General features: G+C 67.2%; 18 protein-coding genes. All 18 read right to left on the bottom strand.

The features are described from left to right. Window positions 1-62 precede the first annotated feature (62 nt). The 18 genes from RND64_RS13190 to rsmH all read right to left on the bottom strand — a co-directional run bounded on the left by RND64_RS13190 (window position 63) and on the right by rsmH (window position 20,974). A complete protein-coding gene (locus tag RND64_RS13190; RefSeq protein WP_049698228.1) occupies window positions 63-1,052 on the bottom strand; it encodes a hypothetical protein in 990 nt (329 codons plus the stop codon). A 32-nt stretch (window positions 1,053-1,084) separates the two neighbouring features. Further along, window positions 1,085-1,936 carry a DivIVA-like cell division protein Wag31 gene (gene wag31 / locus RND64_RS13195; RefSeq protein WP_049698575.1) on the bottom strand — a complete coding sequence of 284 codons (852 nt, stop codon included), beginning with the start codon at window positions 1,934-1,936 and terminating at the stop codon, window positions 1,085-1,087. 356 nt (window positions 1,937-2,292) lie between these two features. Then, a complete protein-coding gene (locus RND64_RS13200) occupies window positions 2,293-2,619 on the bottom strand; it encodes a YggT family protein (RefSeq protein WP_049698229.1) in 327 nt (108 codons plus the stop codon). A 135-nt stretch (window positions 2,620-2,754) separates the two neighbouring features. Then, window positions 2,755-3,474 (bottom strand): cell division protein SepF, encoded by a 720-nt coding sequence (locus RND64_RS13205; RefSeq protein ID WP_049698230.1) that lies wholly within the window; start codon window positions 3,472-3,474, stop codon window positions 2,755-2,757. A gap of 94 nt (window positions 3,475-3,568) precedes the next feature. After that, window positions 3,569-4,312 carry a YggS family pyridoxal phosphate-dependent enzyme gene (locus RND64_RS13210; RefSeq protein ID WP_049698231.1) on the bottom strand — a complete coding sequence of 248 codons (744 nt, stop codon included), beginning with the start codon at window positions 4,310-4,312 and terminating at the stop codon, window positions 3,569-3,571. Continuing rightward, complete coding sequence (pgeF, locus tag RND64_RS13215) at window positions 4,312-5,049, bottom strand: peptidoglycan editing factor PgeF (RefSeq protein ID WP_235434301.1); 738 nt, start codon at window positions 5,047-5,049, stop codon at window positions 4,312-4,314. Before pgeF ends, RND64_RS13210 begins: the two co-directional genes overlap by 1 nt. Before the next feature lie 5 nt (window positions 5,050-5,054). After that, window positions 5,055-6,227, bottom strand: a complete 1,173-nt coding sequence (ftsZ, locus tag RND64_RS13220; protein WP_049698232.1) for a cell division protein FtsZ — start codon at window positions 6,225-6,227, stop codon at window positions 5,055-5,057. A gap of 432 nt (window positions 6,228-6,659) precedes the next feature. Then, window positions 6,660-7,325 carry a cell division protein FtsQ/DivIB gene (locus RND64_RS13225; protein WP_200903222.1) on the bottom strand — a complete coding sequence of 222 codons (666 nt, stop codon included), beginning with the start codon at window positions 7,323-7,325 and terminating at the stop codon, window positions 6,660-6,662. 32 nt (window positions 7,326-7,357) lie between these two features. After that, on the bottom strand, window positions 7,358-8,845 hold the full coding sequence (gene murC, locus RND64_RS13230; protein ID WP_049698577.1) for a UDP-N-acetylmuramate--L-alanine ligase: 1,488 nt from the start codon (window positions 8,843-8,845) through the stop codon (window positions 7,358-7,360). 89 nt (window positions 8,846-8,934) lie between these two features. Then, window positions 8,935-10,272, bottom strand: a complete 1,338-nt coding sequence (murG, locus tag RND64_RS13235) for an undecaprenyldiphospho-muramoylpentapeptide beta-N-acetylglucosaminyltransferase (RefSeq protein ID WP_049698234.1) — start codon at window positions 10,270-10,272, stop codon at window positions 8,935-8,937. Between the two features lie 45 nt (window positions 10,273-10,317). After that, window positions 10,318-12,135, bottom strand: coding sequence for a putative lipid II flippase FtsW (ftsW, locus tag RND64_RS13240; RefSeq protein WP_290723280.1), 1,818 nt, complete (start codon window positions 12,133-12,135; stop codon window positions 10,318-10,320). Next, entirely contained in the window at window positions 12,132-13,706 is a 1,575-nt protein-coding gene (murD, locus tag RND64_RS13245; RefSeq protein WP_049698578.1) for a UDP-N-acetylmuramoyl-L-alanine--D-glutamate ligase, read from the bottom strand. The genes ftsW and murD overlap by 4 nt, the downstream gene beginning before the upstream one ends. 5 nt (window positions 13,707-13,711) lie before the next feature. Next, window positions 13,712-14,809, bottom strand: coding sequence for a phospho-N-acetylmuramoyl-pentapeptide-transferase (mraY, locus tag RND64_RS13250; protein ID WP_049698236.1), 1,098 nt, complete (start codon window positions 14,807-14,809; stop codon window positions 13,712-13,714). An 82-nt stretch (window positions 14,810-14,891) separates the two neighbouring features. Then, on the bottom strand, window positions 14,892-15,305 hold the full coding sequence (locus RND64_RS13255; protein ID WP_049698237.1) for a hypothetical protein: 414 nt from the start codon (window positions 15,303-15,305) through the stop codon (window positions 14,892-14,894). A gap of 29 nt (window positions 15,306-15,334) precedes the next feature. Continuing rightward, window positions 15,335-16,948: a UDP-N-acetylmuramoyl-L-alanyl-D-glutamate--2,6-diaminopimelate ligase gene (locus RND64_RS13260; RefSeq protein ID WP_049698579.1), complete on the bottom strand. Its 1,614-nt coding sequence runs from the start codon at window positions 16,946-16,948 to the stop codon at window positions 15,335-15,337. 145 nt (window positions 16,949-17,093) lie between these two features. After that, window positions 17,094-19,028, bottom strand: coding sequence for a peptidoglycan D,D-transpeptidase FtsI family protein (locus RND64_RS13265; protein ID WP_049698238.1), 1,935 nt, complete (start codon window positions 19,026-19,028; stop codon window positions 17,094-17,096). A gap of 21 nt (window positions 19,029-19,049) precedes the next feature. Then, on the bottom strand, window positions 19,050-19,967 hold the full coding sequence (locus tag RND64_RS13270; RefSeq protein ID WP_049698239.1) for a hypothetical protein: 918 nt from the start codon (window positions 19,965-19,967) through the stop codon (window positions 19,050-19,052). After that, window positions 19,964-20,974 (bottom strand): 16S rRNA (cytosine(1402)-N(4))-methyltransferase RsmH, encoded by a 1,011-nt coding sequence (gene rsmH, locus RND64_RS13275; RefSeq protein ID WP_049698240.1) that lies wholly within the window; start codon window positions 20,972-20,974, stop codon window positions 19,964-19,966. The genes RND64_RS13270 and rsmH overlap by 4 nt, the downstream gene beginning before the upstream one ends. Window positions 20,975-21,102 lie beyond the last annotated feature (128 nt).

The following is a 21,102-nucleotide window of genomic DNA, read 5'->3' on the forward strand; positions in this document are numbered from 1 at the left end:
AATCGACTGTTGACCGCCCGCAATCGACGCCGCAGGGGTCACTCGGGGTGGGTCGTTCCGGATCAGTCGAGCGGAGGACGCCAGTTGGGATCGAGCGGATCGAAACGCGCGGTTCCGCTCCCCTGCTCACGCTCGGGCTGTTCCCACGGCCGATCCGACGGCTTTCCGTCGTCGGACGGCGGTTGCTGTATCCCGCGCGGCTGCTCGCGATCTGACTGTCGAGGCGCCGTTCCGGAACGCTGGTCAGCGCCCGGCTGGCGCTGTGGTTCGTCGCCCTGCGGATACGGGCGCTGAGGATACGGACCCTGAGGATACGGGCGCTGCGAATACGGTTGCGGCGGGTAGCCCTGAGCGGATGGACCCTGAGGGGGCTGCTGCCTGTAGCCCTGCGCCGGCGGGCGCTGCTCCGAGCGAAACTGCGGCGGTCCTGCCTGCTCGCCGGACTGCGGCGGTGCCTGCTCGCCGGCCGCCGGTGGTCGGCGGAATCCGCCGGTTGCGGGATCGCCCCCGACGGCACGCAGATAGTCGTCGTAATTGCCCTCTCGCGAGGACGGCACAGACTTTGCCTCTGAGGGGGGTGCATCCGTGCCGCGCGTGTCTGCACTTGATGAACCGGCGCTTGGCGAATCAGCGCTGCGTGCATCGGCATCGGGGGCAACCGCACCAGATGCGTCGGGGCCTGATTCCGGATTCGATGTGACGTCGGAGCGTGGACCCGACCGCCCGCCGGGTTGAATCACGCCCTGCCACGACGACTGCGGAGGGGAATCGCGTCGGGCAGCGCCAGCGTCGAAGACGTCGCTTTCGGAGCGGTCGCTCTCAGCGACAGCGTCGCTGCGACGCCCCCGAGTGTCGGGTTCCTCGTCGACCTGATCATCGCCCGGGTCCCGATCATCTTTTCGGCCGGAGCCGATGATGTCGACGATCAGGAATCCCAGACCGATCAGACAGACAACGATGCATGCCACCGCGAGCCACACCGTTCCGGTGATCAACCCGACGATGAGCAGCACAAACCCCACCAGGGTGGCCGCGAGCGCCAGACTCAGCACGTCATCTGCCTAATGACTCCGCCGAAGGCCGATCAGCTCTGCGAGTAGCTGCTGAAGCCGCCGTTACCCGGGTCCGACGAGAAGGACTGATCGGGACGACCACTCTCGACCGGCGCCGCACTGCCGCGCTGCTGCAGCTCTTCGAGCTGGGATTCGAGGTAGGTCTTGAGGCGGGTCCGGTACTCGCGCTCGAACGTCTTGAGCTGTTCGATGCGACCCTCGAGAACGCCACGCTGCTGGTTGATGGTGCCCATGATTTCGCTGTGCTTGCGCTCGGCATCGCTCTGCAACGCCTCGGACCGCTCCTGTGCCTGGCGGAGCTGAGCTTCCGACCGGGTCTGCGAATCGGCGAGGATGGCCTCCGACCGCTGACGAGCGTCGGACAGCAGGGCGTCGGACTTCGTCTGGGCCTCGGAGACCATGGTGTCGGCACGCGAACGCGCATCCGCGAGAAGCGTATCGGCCTCTTGGCGTGCAGATCCGGTCAGACGGTCGGCGGTGTCCTGCGCGAGCGCGAGAACGCGAGCCGCGCGAACGTTGGAGTCGTCGTTGGCCAGCGGCGCAGGTGCGGCAGCAGCGACCGGCTGCTGCGGAGTCTGCACCTCGGTGGGCGCCGCGGCGAAAACCTGTGTGGAATCGTCGGCGGTCGACTGAGCGGTCGACGTGGAAGGCGTTGCGTCGCCGCTGCCTGCCTTTGCGTCGGCGAGCTCACCCTCGAGCTCTTCGACACGTTGTTTGAGGTCGCCGTTCTCCTCGATCAGACGAGCGAGCTCTGCTTCGACAAAGTCAAGGAACTGATCGACTTCGTCCTCGTTGTAGCCGCGCTTACCGATCGGCGGTTTGCTGAACGCGACGTTGTGCACATCAGCTGGTGTCAGCCGCATGTCGGTTCCCCTCATTGTCGTTAGAGCGTTGGGTCGTCTCGAGCTGGTGTCGTTCGAGCTTGGTCTTCAGTTGGGCGGGCAAGTCACAGCCTATGTGTACAGACTGTCACTCAATATTCATACCAGTCAAAATCCGTAACTGGCGTCTCATCCTGTCACATCTGAACCGCTTGTCGCATACGTTCGATGCCGTCCTGCAACTCAACAGTCACTCGATGATGACACTCAACGGTAGAACATTCGATCGTGTCGCGGCACCGAGACCACGCGCAACGGCCGATCAGACGACACGCCGGGAGCACCGTCACACCGGCCTGACGACGAGTGATCGCAGGTCACACGAGTGATCGGAAATCTCAGATGAGTCCGCTGGCGAGAGCATCCGATGCGGCACTGTTGGCGAGGCCTCGCATGACCGACATCAGGATGAGGACGACAATCATCACGATCATCAGCGACAGGTCGAGTCGGACGGGCCCGAGCGGGATCGGCGGCAGGACGCGTCGGAGCGCCTTGATCGGCGGGTCGGTGACCGTGAATACCGCCTCGATGATCACAACTGCGATACCCGTCGGCCGCCATTCACGCGCGAAGGTGCGCACCAATTCGATGACGAGGCGCGCAAGCAGCAGCAGCCAGTAGATGAACAGCACGTAGTAGAGGACTTCGAACAGAATCGCCACGAGTCAAGAGTGCCTGATATGTCGGGCACGCTGCACGCCAGGTACCGCTGACCTGGTGCGCGCGAGCAGAGGTGGAGGCCAACCGAGCTTCGGCGGGCGAACCGTGTTGCGATTCGCCCGCCGAATAAGCCGGTGTCAGCCGTGGTTGTAGAAGCCCGTCGCGGCGATCTTCTTGCGATCCTCCGCTGAGACGTCGATGTCAGCCGGTGAGAGGAGAAACACCTTCGTGGCGACTTTGTCGAACGAGCCACGCAGTGCGAACGCGAGGCCTGCTGCGAAGTCGACAAGGCGCTTCGCGTCGTCGTTGCTCATGTCGACGAGATCCATGATGACCGGATTTCCGTCACGGAACCGCTCGCCGATCGTGCGCGCTTCGCTGTAGTCGGCGGGGCGCAGCGTCGTGATCTTGTGGAGCGGACCGTCGGCGAATACCTGCTCGAGGTCAGGACTCGCAGAGGCCGCAACCGCGGCCGATCGGTGCGGTGCCGCACTCGACCGCTGGAGCGGCTCGAGGCGCGACACCGGGCGGGGCCGCTCGGCGGGCTCGGAGTGGCGCGGACCCGCGTAGGTGTAGTCGCCCTGGTACCCCTGCTCGTAGCCGGGTGCCGAATCGAAGCCCGGGCCGAAGCGTCGCTCGTCGTAGCCCGCGTCTACAGCGTCGCGATACCCGGGGTCGGCGTAGGAATCGCCGTAGCCGTCACGCAGCGGCGCCTCGCCGTAGTAGTCGTCGCGATACGCGCGCTCACGCGACGCCGACCGCACGGGACCCGGTCCGGGCTCGTCGAAGTAGTCGTCCTCGTACTCGCTCGGAGGCACCATGCCGAAATATGCCTTGAACTTCTGCATCGTGGTCATGTGAGGCCTCTCTGGTCATCCGACACCCGCGGCGGGTTCGCGAGTGTTGTCAGTGTGGAGTTTGTTCTCGTTGGTTCGCATGTGACCAATGTGACTAGTGAGAGATTAACGGGCGCGGACCCATGATTGCGGTACCGACACGCACGCATGTCGATCCATGTGCGACGGCACTTTCGAGATCGGACGACATACCCGCCGACAACCCGGTCGCCTGCGGGAATCTGGTCCGAAACCGTTCATGCGCCTGCGCGGTTCGCGCCATCCACTCGTCGACATCGCCGTCGAGCGGTGCAACGACCATCAGCCCGCGCAGTGCCAGCGAATCGCTTGCCTCGACCCTGTCAGCCAGCTCGGGAAGCTCGTCCTCGAGCGCACCACCCCTGGTCGGGTCAGCGTCGAGGCTCAGTTGCAGATAGATGCCGAGCGGCGTGCTCCGCTCACCGTCGTCGAGTGCGGACCGGCTCGCTGTCGCCAGGTGATCGATGAGCTTGTCGCGGTCGACCGAGTGCACCGCGCGCGCCCACCTGGCGACGGTGCGCGCCTTCTTGGTCTGGACCGAACCGATCATGTCGAATGCGACGTCGCCGAGGTCGCCGCCCGCTTCTGCGCGCAGTTCGTCGATCTTGCGACTCGCCTCGGGTTCCCGCGACTCGCCGAAACCCTTCTCGCCCAACGTGATCAATCGCGCGACATCAGCCGCAGGGAAGAACTTTGTGACGACGAGTAGCTCGACGTCACCTCGTCGTCGTCCAGCGGCGTCGACCGCGGCGTCGAGACGTGTACGCACAGCCGACAGCGACTGCGCCAGTTGAGCTGTGCGCTCTTCGGGTGCAGTCATCACGACGACTCCGGGCTCGGGTCGATCCAGATGACGGATGCGAGCCTGCCCGTGGGCGCACCGCGTCGGTGGCTGAAGAGGTGCGCGTCCTCGATCGTGCACCGCGGGTCCTCTGCCACCGCTGCCACACCCAGCGCGAGCAGTTGCCGACGCAGGCCGGCACGCAGATCCAGCCCGGGGGTGCGCTTGTCTGTCAGGCAGGCACTGCCCGGAAGATGCTCTTCGACGTCGCGCTGCATCGCAGCGGGGACCTCGTATTGGCGGCCACATGCGGCAGGGCCGAGAAATGCGCCGATCCGCTCGGGGCGCGCACCCAACGAGATCATGACGCGCAGCGTTTCCGGGACGATCCCGATGCGCGCTCCGACACGTCCGGCATGCACCCCGGCGATCACACCCGCCTCGTCGTCGCTCAGCAGTACCGGCACGCAGTCGGCGCTGAGTACCGCGAGCGCCAGGCCCGGCGTCGTCGTCACGAGCGCGTCGGTTGCCTCGACTGCGTGGCCGACCGGGGCGTCGACCACAGTCACGTTGCGACTGTGGATCTGTTCCATCCAGACAACGCGGTCGTCGGCGAGACCCAGCTGCGACGCGAGCCGAGTCCTGTTCGCGGCGACGGCATTCGGGTCGTCGCCGACGTGGTCGCCCAGATTGAACGTGTCGTACGGCGGTTGCGACACACCACCGTCCCGGGTGGTCACCACACGACGCACCCGGGGCGTGATCGGCACGCTCACGTTCGTCAGCGCTTCATGAACGACGGCACGTCGACGTCATCATCGTCGAGCGTGACGCTGTTGCGGCGGGGCGGCGAGGCCGGGCGATCGGCGAACGGGTCACCAGCGCCCTCCTGCGGCATCTGCCCGAAGAGCGGGTCGCTCTTCTCCGCGGGGTTCACGGTGCCTGCCTGGCCCGCTCCGACAGCCGTCTTGCCGACGGCCGAGGGGGCGTCGGTGCGCTTGCGCGGGGTACCGCCGTCGAATCCCGCGGCGATGACCGTGACGCGCACCTCGTCGCCGAGGTTGTCGTCGATGACCGTGCCGAAGATGATGTTGGCGTCCTCGTGTGCGGCCTCCTGGACCTGCGTCGCGGCGTTGTGGATCTCGAACAGACCCAGGTCGCTGCCACCGGCGATAGACATCAGCACACCGCGCGCACCCTCCATCGACGACTCGAGCAGCGGCGAGTTGATCGCTGCCTCGGCGGCCTTGCGCGCACGCTCCTCGCCGCGCGACGACCCGATGCCCATGAGCGCCGAACCCGCGTCACTCATGACGCCCTTGACGTCGGCGAAGTCGACGTTGATCAGGCCGGGCGTCGTGATCAGATCCGTGATGCCCTGCACGCCGTTGAGCAGCACCTCGTCGGCGCTACGGAACGCGTCCATGAGGCTGACCTGGGCGTCGCCCAACTGCAGGAGTCGGTCGTTGGGGATGACGATGAGCGTGTCGCAGGACTCACGCAGTGCGGTGATGCCGGCCTCGGCCTGTCCCCCGCGACGCTTGCCCTCGAAGCCGAACGGACGCGTCACGACGCCGACGGTCAGCGCACCCAGCTTGCGTGCGATCGACGCGACGACCGGCGCACCGCCGGTGCCGGTGCCGCCGCCCTCTCCCGCGGTCACGAACACCATGTCGGCGCCCTTGAGAAGCTCTTCGATCTCGTCGCGGGCGTCCTCGGCGGCGCGGCGGCCGACCTCGGGGTCGGCGCCTGCTCCGAGACCGCGCGTCGAATCACGGCCGACGTCGAGCTTGACGTCGGCATCGCTCATCAACAGCGCTTGCGCGTCGGTGTTGATGGCGATGAATTCAACGCCTTTGAGGCCCTGCTCGATCATTCGGTTGACGGCGTTCACGCCGCCGCCGCCGATGCCGACGACCTTGATCACGGCCAGGTAGTTGTGCGGTGGCGTCATGGCGCTCGCCTTCCTTATCGATCCAAAACCCTAAACCTGAACCATAGATTTAGAGTTATGTCAAGTGGTCTGTTGTCGAGAACGCTATGCACCCGTTGCCCCTGGAGCCAGCAGGCGGCGCGGCGTGTCGCTGTGTTTTTTGGCGCGGCTCGCTCGCGGGTGGGACTCGGTCGGGTGGGTGGGGTGATCTCGACAAGCTCGATCAGCGAGGGATGGGCTCGATCAGCGACGGATGGGCTCAAGCAGCGACGGATCGGCCCGATCGGCGAGAGACCGGCTCGATCAGCGAGGGGCCGGCTCGATCAGCGCGGGATCGGCTCGATCAGCGAGGGATGGGCTCGATCGGCGCGGAATCGGCTCGATCAACGCGGGATCGGCTCAAGCAGCGGAGGGGCCGCGGCGGCGAAGCCGACGCAGAAGGCTCGGCCTGCGCTACTTCACAGCCGGGAAGTCCGGGCTCGACACGTTGTACTCGGAGGCCTTGCGCGGCAGCAGGTATCCGAGGGTCCGCGCCTTCTCGTCGCCTCTGGCGGAATCGCCCCAGACGACCTTGCGGTTGCCCTTGAGCGTGAACTCGATGTCTACGGGTGAGGAGGCGTCGATCGCCGTCACCTGCTCCGAGATGTCGTCGGGTAGTCCCGCGGTTGCCTTCATGGCTGCGACGGTCGTCGGATCCGATGGTCCGGGGTTGGGCGTGGTGAACACCGGAAGCGCGGCGTACTCGCCGGGCAGTCCCCTGGTGGCGTAGGTCAGGTACGAGACGCCGGTGCGGTCGAGGATGTGCACCTTGTCGCCGTCGACGACCCTGGCGGTCGGCTGCCGCTCGACAACCGTTATCAGCAGCGACGACGGGTACTCACGCTGTACCCGCGCGGACTCGATCGACGGGATCGCCGCTATCCGCTGGGCGACGACACGGGTGTCGACCCGCAGCAGGGGCGTCCCCGACGCGACGTCGGCCGCATGGAGTATCTCGCCTGTCTGCACTCCCTTGGCACCCTCGACGGTGGTAGTGCGCACCGACATCAGCGGTGTGAAGAACGCGACGAGAACGAGTCCGACGACGACGATCACGACGGCCGCGACCCCGAGCAGCATGCGCGCTCCTCGACGTTCCGGCAGGAACCGGGTCACGACGCGCCCTCGCCTCCGTTGGTCGTGCGCGACGCTGCGCGGGCGTCGTCGAGTGCGGCGAGGATCTCGGGTCCCTGCATGGTGATGTCTCCGGCACCGAGGGTCAACACGATGTCGCCGGGCTGCGCGATCGTGGCGACCGCCCCGGCAAGCGTCGAGAGATCGGGGACGAACCGATGGCTCCCGGTGAGGCCGTCTGTGATGCTCCGACCACTCACACCCGGAATGGGCGCCTCACGTGCCCCGTAGACGTCCGCGACGATCACTTCGTCGGCCGCGTCGAGAGCGGAGGCGAACTCCTCCGCGAATTCTTCTGTGCGCGAATACAAGTGGGGTTGAAAGACGGCGATCACCCGACCCTGGTGACCACCTCGAGAGTGCTCGCCGGCACCTCGTGCCACCACACCGCGGGCTGCGGCGAGCACCGCGGCGACCTCGGTCGGGTGGTGCGCGTAGTCGTCGTATACCGCGACGCCTGCGGCACTCCCCTTGTATTCGAAGCGGCGTCGGACACCGCCGAATGCCTCGACCCCCACGACGACATCGGCCAGTTCACCGCCAGCGCACACCGCGCCGAGGATCGCGCCGAGGCTGTTGCGTGCCATGTGGATTCCCGGTGTCGTGAGAGTGATCGGGACCTCGATGGCGGTGTCGGCGACCGGCTGCGTGAACCTCACATCGGCCACCCCGCCACTCCCCTGCGGCGCCCACGAGAGCAGCGTGGCCGCCGGGATGACGTCCGGGATGGAGACCGTGTCGGCGTCGGTGCCGTACCCGAGCACCCGGACACCGCGCGCGGTCAGCTCGGAGGCGCGTCGCTGCGCGAGTGCCACGGTTCCCGGATCGTCGAGGCAGACGATGAGCGTGCCGCCCGGCCGGATCTTCTCGGTGAACTCGTCGAACACCGCGACATATGCTTCGACGCTGCCGAAGAAATCCAGATGGTCGACTTCGATGTTGGTGATCACCACGATGTCGGGGGTGTATTCGAGGAGCGACCCGTCGCTCTCGTCGGCCTCCGCGACGAATACGTCGCCGCTACCGTGATGGGCGTTGGTGCCCGACTCGTTGAGCTCGCCGCCGATCGCGAACGACGGATCGAGGCCAGCATGCTGCAGCGCGACGACGGCCATCGACGTCGTCGACGTCTTGCCGTGTGTTCCGGCGACGAGCAGCGTACGGTGGTCGGCCATAAGTCCTGCGAGGACGTGGGGCCGCAACAGAATCGGGATCCCACGCTCGCGTGCCGCGACGAGTTCCGGATTGGTCTTGGGTATTGCGGCGTGCGTCGTGACGACGACGGTCGGACCGCCGGGCAGCACATCCAGCGCGGCGGCGTCGTGACCGATCGTGATCTCGGCGCCGCGCGCACGCAGCGCGATGATTCCGCGACTGGTCTTGGCGTCCGATCCCGACACCTGACCACCTCGGGACAGCAGAATCCGCGCAAGCCCCGACATTCCTGCCCCGCCGATACCGACCATGTGGACTCGACGAAGCTCGTCCGGCAGCGGCGCGGCTCCCGGCTCGGGGTGTGAACGCTCGGGGTGTGGTGGGGTCACGTCGTCGATTGTCACCGCTCGCGGGCCGATTCCGCCGAACGAAACGCCGCCCCGTCATCGGGAGCGCCAGGTCCGCTCGTGCCCTCATCGCGAGCCGCTGGCTCGCGATCCTTGGTGGCGACCGGTGCGTCCGCAGCGACCTGCGGCTGCTCGCCGCGCTGCGCGGCCCGAGTCTTGCGCCCGAGCCGATGGGACGCAGCGAGGTCGAGGGCTGCTCGTGCCACAGCGTTCGCGGCGTCGCCGTGGCCGGTCCCCGATGCCGACGCCGACATTGCCCCGAGCCGATCGGGGTCACCGAGGAGTTCGGGGACCTTGGCCGCCACCCAGTCCGCGGTGACCTCGTCGTCGGCGACGAGCACCCCGCCGCCGGCTTCGACGACCGGCAGCGCGTTGAGTCGCTGCTCACCGTTGCCGTGCGGGAGGGGAACGTAGATGGCTGGGAGCCCGGTCGCCGACACCTCGGCAACCGTCATCGCACCAGACCGGCACATCACGAGATCGGCAGCCGCGTAGGCGAGGTCCATGCGCTTGAGGTAGCCGACGGCCCGATACGGCGGAGCGCCCTCGGGTGAGACCGGGTCGATCGTGTTCTTGGGTCCGTACGCGTGCAAGACTCCGATCCCGGCACGCCCCAGTGCATCAGCTGCGCCCGCGACCGCCTCGTTGAGTCGCTGCGCTCCCTGCGAACCGCCGAACACGAGCAGGGTCGGCGCATCCTCGTCGAGGCCGAAATAGTGGCGGGCCTTCGCACGCAGGCCCTTGCGGTCGAGGTCGGCGATCACGCCGCGCACCGGGATGCCGACCACCTCGGCGCCGTCGAGTCCCGAGCCGTCGACCGCGGCCATCACGACGTCGGCGAAGCGGGCGCCGACCTTGTTCGCGACACCGGCACTGGCGTTGGCCTCGTGGATCACGATCGGCAGCCGCCGACTCGGCCGCAGATGGGCCCTGGCCGCCAGGTAGGCGGGCATCGAGACGTAACCGCCGAATCCGACCACGACGTCGGCCTTCGCGTCGGCGAGGACTTTGCGTGTGGCCAGAACCGAGCGGAGCAGCCGCGTGGGTGTCTTCGCCAGCTCGATGCCGGGCTTACGCGGCAGCGGTACGGGCGGGATCAGCGCGAGGTCGTAGCCGCGTTCGGGAACGAGCGTCGTCTCGAGTCCTCGAGAGGTGCCCAAGGCGGTGATCCGAGCGGTCGGATCGAGTCTGTGCACGGCGTCCGCGACAGCGAGCGCCGGTTCGATGTGACCTGCGGTGCCACCACCGGCGACCACAACCGACAGCTTTCGGTCACTGCCTCCCGCAGCCCCCGGGTCGGTTGTCGTGACCCGTGTTTCGTCCGGACCCATTCGGTCTGCACTCCGTTCACATCTGTTCTGCTCGCAACGAGACGATCAGCGACCGCTGCCCGACCGCCGCGACCCACCCGACATCTTGTCAGTTCTCCCCGTGTGGCCCGAATAGCGCCCCGAGTCCGACCTCGATGTCCCGGCTGACCCGCTTCGTGCCGACCCCGGCACCGCCCTGGCTGTCGCACGACGGGCGGATTGGCTTGCACGGGCGGAGTCCGACGATCGTCGCGATGGGTTCCGGTGATCGTGTCCGCGGGCGTTGTCACGACGCTGATCGTGTGCGTCGTCACGACGCTGCCCACTGCCTGAATACCCGACACGGTAGTCGACGCGGACCGGACCCGACCGAGGCGCCCCGCGTCTGTCGACGGGTGGACTCGTCTCCGGTGCCACGCCGAAGAAGCGCTCGCCGATCGCCCGACGCCACGCAGGTACCCGAGTGCGAGGCACGGAACGTCGTGCCCCGGACGCGGCAGGTGCGCGACCATCGCGCGCGTCGAGGCGATTCCGCGCACTCTCGGCGCGACTCGGCTTGTAGGCCACGGGAGTCGGCAGTCGGAACCAGCGGCTGACGCGACTGCGCTGGCCGGTCGTCAAGGCCGCGACGGCCTCCGGCTCATGCCGCGCGGCATTGGCCAACAGGCCGAGCATCGCCAGCACCGTCAGAGTCGACGTGCCGCCTGCAGACAGCAACGGCAACTGGATTCCCGTCACGGGCAGCAGTCCGATGACGTATCCGATGTTGATGAAGGCCTGCGCGGTGATCAGAACCGTGATGGTCGAGGTCATCAACCGCAGGAACGGGTCAGTGCAGCGGTGCGCGATACGGAAGCCGGTGAACGCCAACACGACGAACAGGAAGACGACGAGCAGTCCACCGATCAACCCGAGTTCCTCGCCGATGATCGCGAAGATGAAGTCGTTGTGGGCGTTGGGCAGGTAGTTCCACTTGGCTCGGCTCTGACCGAGTCCGACGCCGAACACGCCTCCGTTGGCCAACGCGAACGTCGCCTGCCGCGCCTGATAGCCGGCACCTTGCGGATCGTCGATGCCGCCGAGGAAGCTCATCACGCGCTGCGACCGGTAGCTCTCGACGAGTGCCAGGACGACGGCGATGCCGATACCGGTGATGACGAAGGCCGCGAACACCTTGATCGGTAGGCCCGCGAACCAGAGCAGAGCACCGACGATGATCGCGATGGTGATCGTCGTCGAGAGGTTGGGCTCGAGGATGATCAACAGGCAGATCAGCAGGCCGACAGGCACGAGTGGCACGAGCAACTCGCGAAGTGACGCGTTGTCGCGTCGACGTGACGCGAGCAGATGCGCACCCCAGACACACAGCGCGACCTTGACCAGCTCCGACGGCTGCACCGATAGGCCGTTGATGTCGAACCAGCGCCGCGCGCCCTGGCTCAGGGTGCCGATACCCGGCACCAGGACGAGCGCCAACATGATCGTCGTGACCGCGATCATCGGGACCGCCATGCGGCGAAAGAACCGCACCGGCATGCGCAGCGTGAGGTAGAAGACGGCGGCACCGAGCACCACGAAGATGACCTGATTGGCAAACAAGCCGTACGCCGACCCGTCGGCGGAGTAGCCCTCCACCGACGACGCCGAGAGCACCATGATCAGACCGAACGACGTCATCAGCGCTGCCATCGTCAGGACCAGATGGTAAGACGCCAATGGGCGGCTCAGGAGATTGCGGACGCCCTCGACGAGCGTCGCGGGAATGGCGGCGGCATCGCTGCGTGAGCGGGGAGCTTTGGGCGCGGTACGTCGTTTCGACGCACGCGGGGAATCAGAGCCGGCGCTCTTCGCCTCGGTCGACGCGTCTTCTTGTGTCGCCGTCACGGCTGCGTCGCCCGGGGAGCACTCCCCGGCAACGAGCGCGCAGCGGCCGCGAAGGCATCACCGCGTCGTCCGTATCCGGGAAACATGTCCAGCGACGCCGCCGCAGGTGCCAGAAGCACTGCGTCGGGGCGCGGATCGTCGGCCGTGGCCAGCGTCCACGCCTCCGCGACGGCACGGTTCATCACCGCGGTCGCGAGGTCGTCGGAGTTCCCGGGGGCGTCGAATGGGGGTTGTCCCCCGCTCGACACCGGATCCGTTTCTGATCCGAGGGCGCGCTGTGCAATCACACCGCCATCGTCTCCTGTGAATACTGTGACTGTTGGGACTTTTGGGGCGTGTCGCGAAATCGCGTCGACAATGATCTCCCGGTCTCGCCCAATCGCGACAACTCCGGCCAGTCGATCCGCGGAGCCCGTGATCATGTCGTCGACCGACGCACCCTTCAACAGCCCGCCCGCGATGAGCACGACGCGACGGTGTGCACCGATCGCCGCCGCAGCAGCGTGCGGATTGGTGGCTTTCGAATCGTCGACGAAGTCGATGCCGTCGATCGTCACGACGACCTCGCCCCGATGTGCCGCGGGACGAAACGCGCTCAACGCCCGACCGATCGCCGACGGCGCGACGCCGATCGCCAGCGCCAACGCCGCGGCCGCCAGGGCGTCGGACACTCCCGACGGACCCGGGGGGTGAATCGCCGTCGCGGCGATCAGAGGTGTACCCCCGGACGCGCCGTCCTGTTCAGCTGTGAACGCCCGATCGACCAGCTCGCCATCGACGACGCCGAGCTCACCCGGTGCGGGTTCGCCGAGGGTGAACCCGACGCGCCGTCCCGGCACGGGGAGGCCCGCGGCGACGGCGTCGTCGAGGCCGACGACACCCACGTCGCCGTGCAGCGCGATCTGCTTGTCGGCCGCGTACGCGGCGAACGATCCGTGCCAGTCGAGGTGATCGTCGGCGATGTTGAGCACGACACCCGCATCGGGAGTGATCGACGGCGCCCAGTGAAGCTGGAACGACGACAACTCGGCGCACAGCACGTCGACCCTCGGTTGCGTCTGCATCGCGTCGAGCACCGGCAATCCGATGTTGCCGCACGCTGCGGCGTCGCGGCCGCTCTCGACGACGATGTCGGTCAGCATCGACGTCGTCGTGGTCTTTCCGTTGGTTCCGGTCACGACCAGCCAGGTGCGCGGAGCGCCGAGCAGCCCGGCACGGTCGACCCGCCACGCGAGCTCGACCTCGCCCCACACGGGGATCTCGTGCTCGGCTGCTGCGACCATCAGCGGATTGGTCGGCGCGAATCCGGGCGAAGCGATGACGAGGTCGGTCGTCGCCACCCAGGAGTCGTCGGCCAGGAGCTCGGCGATCGAGATGAGACGGGCTCCGGCGGTCCGCGCGGCATCGGCTCCGACGACACCGGTCGGCTCTACCTCACCGAATCTGTCGTCGGCGATCGTGACCTGAGCGTCGACACCGAGCAGGAATCGTGCCGCCGACATCCCGGCTGTGCCTGCGCCCGCGACGAGCACGCGCCTGCCGCGCAGATGCAGCTCCGACGATGAGGTCATCACGCTCAGCCGTTGACCGTGAGGAACTCGCCGTAGAACAGCGAGAGTCCCAGCGCACACGCAATGGCTGTGAGCAGCCAGAACCTGATGATCACCGTGGTCTCCGCCCAGCCACCGAGTTCGAAGTGGTGGTGGAAGGGCGCCATGCGGAACACACGACGACCCGTCGTCCGGAAGAACGCGATCTGGATGACGACCGACATGATCTCCGCGACGAACAGCGCGCCGATGACCACCGCGAGCAGTTCGGTGCGGGTGGTGATCGACAGTCCCGCGAGCAGACCGCCGAGAGCCAACGAACCCGTGTCGCCCATGAAGATCTTGGCCGGTGCCGCGTTCCACCAGAGGAACCCGAGGCACGCGCCGCCACCTGCGACGGCGATCAGCGCGAGGTCCAAGGGGTCGCGCACCTGGTAGCAGCCCCGAGGGATGTCGGCGGCAGGCTTGGCGCCTCCCGAGCAGGCGTTGACGAACTGGAAGAACGTCACCAACACGTAGGTTCCCAGCACCATGGCCATCGACCCGGCGGCGAGGCCGTCGAGACCGTCGGTGAAGTTGACGGCGTTCGACCACGCCGCGACGATCAGCCAGCAGAACACCACGAATGCGACCGAGACCATCGAGATCGCGTCGATGTCGCGGACGTAGGACAGGTGCGGACTCGCGGGTGTGTAACCCGAGTCGTTACGGAAGCCGAGGACGAGCACGCCGAACAGAATTGCCGCGAGGAACTGTCCGATCGACTTGGCGGTCTTGTTGAGCCCCAGATTCCGGTGCTTGCGGATCTTGATGAAGTCGTCGAGGAACCCGACGCCGCCGAGTGCGGTCGCGAGACCCAGAACGAGCAGCCCGGACGCCGTCGGCCCGTTGCCGTCGTGGGTGAACACTCCGACGATGTGCGCTCCGAAGTAGCCCGCCCACAGCGCGATCAGAATGGCCACTCCACCCATCGACGGGGTGCCGCGCTTGGTCTGGTGACTCTGCGGCCCCTCGACGCGAATCTCCTGTCCGAATCCCTGGCGGGAGAACACACGGATGAGCACCGGAGTGAGCAGGATCGACACCGCAACGGCGATCGCACCCGCAATGAGGATCTGGGTCACCGCAGCAGTCCTCCCTCAGTTCGCCCGACGGTCACTCGTCGCTCTCCTTGTTCCTGTCTCGTCATCTCCCCAGTCCCGCAGCTCATGTACCCGAACCCGCCAGATCGGCCAGCGCGGGATCGGTGCCCGCGACGAGCACCATGTCGTCGGGCGCCGGGCGCCAGTCGTCGGTGTCGAGCGTTGCTGCCGCGTCGTCGACCGTTGCGACCAACCGCGCCTCGTCGCCCCAGGAACCCTCCATCACGGCTCCCTGATGCAGCGCGCGGACCGCACGTGACTCTCCGACGCACAGGGTCTTGTCGACGGCGAGCCGAACGGCGAGTCGCCCCACCCTGTCATGCTCGACGACGCGCTCGTTCTCGGTCAGACCGTCGCGTGTACCCATGTCGCCGATGATCGCCCAGGTGCGCACACGTTCAGGTGAATCCCGTGCGCGCGACACCAGGTCGCGAATCGCGCGCGACACCGTCTCGACATCGGCAGGCACGATGACCATGTGTCGTTCCCCTTGGCCGCCATCGGGACTCACCGAGCTGCCCCAGACGTGTTCTCGACGACGCCCGCGAGGGCCTCGGCGACGACGTCCCTGTCGTCGAACGGATGCTTCACGCCGTCGATCTCCTGGCCTGCCTCGTGGCCCTTACCGGCCACCAAGACGATGTCGCCGGGCCGCGCCCACGCGATAGCGGCCTCGATCGCACCACGGCGGTCGCCGACCTCCCTGATCTCGACACCCGCTCGACGCTCCGCATCCGGCACGGCCTGTGCACCGGCGAGGACAGCGGCGCGGATCGCTGCCGGGTCCTCGGTCCGTGGGTTGTCGTCGGTGATCACGACGAGGTCTGCGCGGCGCGCGGCCACCTCGCCCATCAGCGGCCGCTTGGCCGTGTCTCTGTCGCCGCCTGCGCCGATGACGACGGCGACACGTCCGCGCGCCTGCTCGTCGAGAGTTGTCAGCACGGCTTCGAGCGCCCCCGGCTTGTGCGCGTAGTCGACGATGGCAAGGAAGTCCTGCCCCCGATCGATGCGCTGCAGCCGACCGGGAACCGACACGTCGGCGATCGCTGCGGTCGCCGTCGTGACGGGCACACCGGCCGCGACCACGACCGCGACCGCGAGTGTCGCGTTGGCGACGTTGTAGCGGCCGGGCAGCCTGAGCGTGAGATCGTGACCGATCCCGGCGGCGTCGGCGATCTCGACGCGCTGTGAGCCGTCGGACTCGATCGTCGACGGTCCGGCATGCCACTCGGCCGGGACGTCGGTCGTCGAGACAGTGATCGGCGCGATGCCCTTACCGCGGCGCGCGACGTCGAGCATGCGTCGACCCCATTCGTCGTCGACGCACACCACCGAACGCACCGCCCGCGTCGGTGATCCCGCCGCGAACAGGAGTGCCTTGGCCTCGAAGTAGTCGCGCATCGTCGGATGGAAGTCGAGGTGATCCTGCGACAGATTGGTGAACGCACCGATCGAGAAATGGGCTCCGTCGACGCGGCCGAGCGCCAGCGCGTGACTCGACACCTCCATGACCACGACGTCGACGCCGCGTTCGAGCATCGCGGCGAGCAATGCCTGCAGGGTCGGGGCCTCGGGTGTCGTCAGTGAACTCGCCTGAGCGACACCGTCGACGCGGGTTTCCACCGTGCCGATCAATCCGACGGTGTGACCGGCAGCCATCAACGCGGCCTCGACCATGTATGCCGTTGTCGTCTTGCCCGACGTGCCGGTGATGCCGATCAGCTTGAGGCGCTGCGACGGGTTGCCGTAGATCCGTGAGCTCACGCCGCCGAGAATCGACCGCGGGTCGGCGTGCACGAGTACCGCGCACGCGGCGTCGGGCGGGAGCACCCGTCCGAGCTCTGCGCGGCCCGCCGCGTCGGTGAGGATCGCCGTCGCGCCACGCTCGACGGCCTCGGCAGCAAACCTGGCGCCGTGCGTGCGGCCGCCCGGCAGCGCTGCGAACAGGTCGCCCGCGACGATGTCCTGCGCACGCAGCGACACCCCGGAGACGGCGGCATCGGCAGGCACCGTCCCGATCAGGTCGAGTCGTGCGCCGGTGGCGGTCGAGAGCACGGAGACGGCCGTGGGTTCGACGTGAGTTGGTCTGTTCAGTCCTGCGGACCGGCGATTCGACGCCATGATGCGATCGCCTCCCTCAGCAGTGGTATCGGTGTCGCGTGTTCGCGCCGGTGCGGCTCGAACCCGGGGATGTGCGGATGCGCGCTCTCCGGAACGCACTCACGATACCGTCAGGACAATTCGTGACGGCGCGCCCACCGGCAAATCAGCGCGCCTCGAGCTTGATCCACGGCGTAGGCGTGGGAGACAGCGGCACTTGCTGGCGCTGCAGAATCCACGAGGCGATCGTCCCGAACAGCGGCGCCGCCGACTGTCCGCCGCTGCCGTCGGAGCTTCGCTTGGGGTTGTCGAGCATGATGCCCACCACGAAGCGCGGGTTGTCGGCAGGAGCGATGCCTGCGAACGTGATGTTGTAGCTCGAGTTCGAGTAGCACCCGCACGCCGGGTCGACCTGCTGCGCTGTACCCGTCTTGCCCGACATCTGATAGCCCGAGACCGCACCCTTGTAGCCCGTTCCCGACTGCACGCCCATCGGGTCCTCCTGGAAGACCCCGCGGAACATGTCGCGAACCGTACGCGCGGTCTGCGGACTGACCACTCGGACACCAGCGGGCCGGTCAGCATCCTCGACGTTGCCGCCGTCGCGCTGCTCCGACTCGAGGATGCGCGGTGGCACACGGAGACCGTCGTTGGCGATCGCCTGATACATCGCGGTCATCTGCAGGAGCGACATCGAGAGGCCCTGCCCGATGGGCAGATTGGCAAACGAACCACCCGACCACTGACTCAGCGCGGGAACCGCTCCACCGCTCTCTGCCGGAAGGCCGACGCCGGTCCGCTGCCCGAGCCCGAAGCGCTTCACCATGTCGGCGAACCGTTGCTCACCGACACGCTTGGCCAGCATCAGCGTTCCGACGTTGGACGACTTACTGAAGATGCCCGCCGTCGTGTACGGCTCGACGCCGTGCGACCACGCGTCGTTGACGGTGACTCCGGCCATGTTGATACTGCCCGGCACCTGCAACACCTCGTCCGGCCTGGTCAGCCCGTATTCGACGGCGGCGGAGGCAGCGACGATCTTGTTCACCGACCCCGGTTCGAACGGCGAGGTGACCGCCGGGTTGCCCAGGTCGGATTTGGTCTGTTCCGACAGCGGCTTGGATGCGTTGAACGTTCCGTCGTTGGCCATCGCGAGCACCTCGCCGGTCTTCGCGTCGAGCACGACCGCCGACGCCGACTTCGCGCCGGACGCCTGCTTGGCCTTGTTGACCTCGCTCTGCACGAACCACTGGATGTCTGAGTCGAGCGTCAGTTTCACCGTGGCGCCATTGATGGCCGGGTGCACGTTGCGGGTGCTACCCGGGATCACCGCGCCGTCGGAGCCGCGGTCGTACGTCTTCGATCCGTCGGTCCCCGCGAGTACCGAATCCATCGACGCCTCGAGACCGATCAACCCGTTTCCGTCGTAGTTGACGTCGCCGACGACGTTGGCCGCCAGCGAGCCACCCGGATAGAGACGGATCGCCTGCGGGTCGGCGCCCACCTCGGGATAGTCGGCGACGATCCGTGCCGCGACCTCGGGACTGACCGATCGCGCGAGATACACGAACCCGTCGTCGCTCGTCAGCTTCTTGTGCAGATCGTCGGAACTGATCGATCCGCCGAGCGCCGACGACACACCGTCGGCGATCTCCTTGAGCCTCTTGTCCACATCGGGGTACTCGGGGTTCTTCTTGTGCTCGGCCTCGATCGACTTGCGAACTGCCTTGGGCAGGAACGTGAGTGAACGCGCCTCGTCGGTGTACGCGAGGGGGCGCCCGTTGCGGTCGAGGATGGCCCCACGCTTGGCCGTCAGCACCTGGGTGTACTCGCGTTGCTGCGCCGCCTCCGCCGAGATCGACGACGCCTCGATGGTGTGCACGACGATCATCCGGATCGCCACCGCCAACACCACGAGGAGAATCACGACTCCTACAGCGCGACTACGGAATTCAAAGGTGCGGGGACCTCGACCCCGTCCGCCTCCGCGGCCACCGGTACCCGACCCTCCGCCCGCAGGTGCTGGGCGTCGCCCTGACCGGGGCTGCGCAGTGGGCGGGTCGAAACGCTCACCGATCCGCTGAAAACTGGCGCGTGTCATGGTTGTCAATTGTCCACTGCCCTAACGGGCTCCCGCCGAATTTGCGCTCGGCGGGTTGCCATTCGTCTGAGCCGAGGGTGCAACATTCGGATTGGGTGCGGCAGCGGCCCCCGGCGCCGGAGCGTCAGCGCGCGCGGGAGCATCGGCGCGTGCCGGGGCGTCGCCGCCCTGGTTCTGGGTCGGCGTGGTGTTGGTTCCAGGAGCCGTATTGTTGTTCGGCGCTGGCGAATTGGATGAGCCGGCGCCGGACGAGTTGCTATCGCCGGACCTGGCCGCATCACCGGACGGGGCGGCACTCGAGTCCGATGCGTCCGCACCCCCGAGGCCCATCGAATCACTGACCTTGCTCTTGTCGATCTTGCTGGTGGGATCGGGCTTGTCGTCGGGGTTGATCGTCCCCATCGGCTTGCCGGATGCGGGCTCGGGATCGCCGAGCACCTTGGGCTTACCATTGGCGCCGACAACCATCCGGGCCGGATTCTGAACCGGGATCATCCCCAATTTCGCTGCCTTGTCGGACAATTCGGGCGCCGAGTCACCCGACTCGTAGCTGCGCTTGAGACTGTCGCGGCGGTCGACGAGCGACTGGTTGACCTTGCGCTCGATTCCGAGTCGGTAGGAATCCTGCGCGGCCTTCGTCGACAGCCAGAGACTCAACCCGAGACCCACGACGAGCAGCGCGAGAACGGGCACCACGAACGGAACCGACCGCGCACGAGTGAACAGCGAGACACGTCGGACGGCCGAATCGCGCTCACCGCGCGTCCGCGTAGAGCCCTGCGCCACAACGCGATTGCGACGGCGATCGAGCGCACGTTGGGCTGCTCGCGAGCGGTTGGCACGCTCGGATTCGAGATTCTCCCGACGCGGACGACGGGTTGGCGTTGTGGTGGCTGCACCTGCGCTGTCGGCGACGGTGCGGTCGTCGAGCACTGTCATGACCGATTCCTCTCGACACGTTCGATGGCGCGGACCCGTACCGGGGCAGACCGCGGATTCTCGGCGAGCTCGGCCTCGCCTGCCTGCTCGGCACCTCGGGTGACGAGTCTGAATTTGGGTGCGGTTCCCGGCAGTTCGACCGGAAGGCCGGGTGGCGACGTCGAAGTGGTACGAGACGCGAACTCGCGCTTGACAATTCGGTCTTCGAGCGACTGATAACTCATCACCACCACGCGTCCACCCACCGCGAGCGCATCGAGCGCTGCGGGCAACGCGAGACGTAGGGCGTCGAGTTCGTGATTGACCTCGATCCGCAGCGCCTGGAACGTGCGCTTCGCGGGATGCCCACCGGTCCGACGTGTGGCCGCAGGAATTGCGGCATAAAGCAATTCGACGAGCCGCCCACTCGTTGTGAAGGGTTCGGTCTCACGGGCCCGGAGAACGGCTGACGCGATCTTGCCTGCGAAGCGTTCTTCTCCGTATTCCGACAGCACCCGTGCGAGGTCGCCGTGCGAGTACGTGTTGAGCACGTCTGCCGCGGTCAGGTCGTCGTCCGGATTCATCCGCATGTCCAGCGGGGCGTCGACGGCGTAGGCGAATCCACGATCGGCGCGGTCGAGTTGCATCGACGACACACCGAGATCGAAGAGCGCGCCGTCGATGTGGTCGACGCCTGCCTCGGCGAGGACGTCGTCGATGCCGTCGAATCGAGACTGGTGAAACGAGATCCGGTCGCCGAAGCGGGCGAGGCGATCACGTGCGATGTTCAACGCCGACTCGTCACGGTCGATGCCGATCACACGCGCGTCGGGGAATTCGGTGAGTATGAGTTCGCTGTGGCCGCCGGCGCCCAACGTCGCGTCGACGAACACCGGACGGTCGGTTTCCGAGTGGTCGGCACCAGAGTGGGTCAAGTCCGGTGCGAGAAGTTCGGTGATCCGCCGTGCCATGACGGGCACGTGGCCGAATTCTCCGGAACGACGTTCGTCGTCGTGTGGCGCGTTCACCGAATCACCTCCCGACGCGTGCTGTCTGCACGCCCCGACCCGTTGCGGCCACGCACACTCATCTTGAATCCCTGGCACCGACACCGGTCCGTGCGAAGAGTCTCGCCGGGTGAAGCGGGGTCCCGGTC

It is taken from the genome of Gordonia sp. w5E2 (genome assembly GCF_036540975.1).
Taxonomy (GTDB): domain Bacteria; phylum Actinomycetota; class Actinomycetes; order Mycobacteriales; family Mycobacteriaceae; genus Gordonia; species Gordonia jacobaea.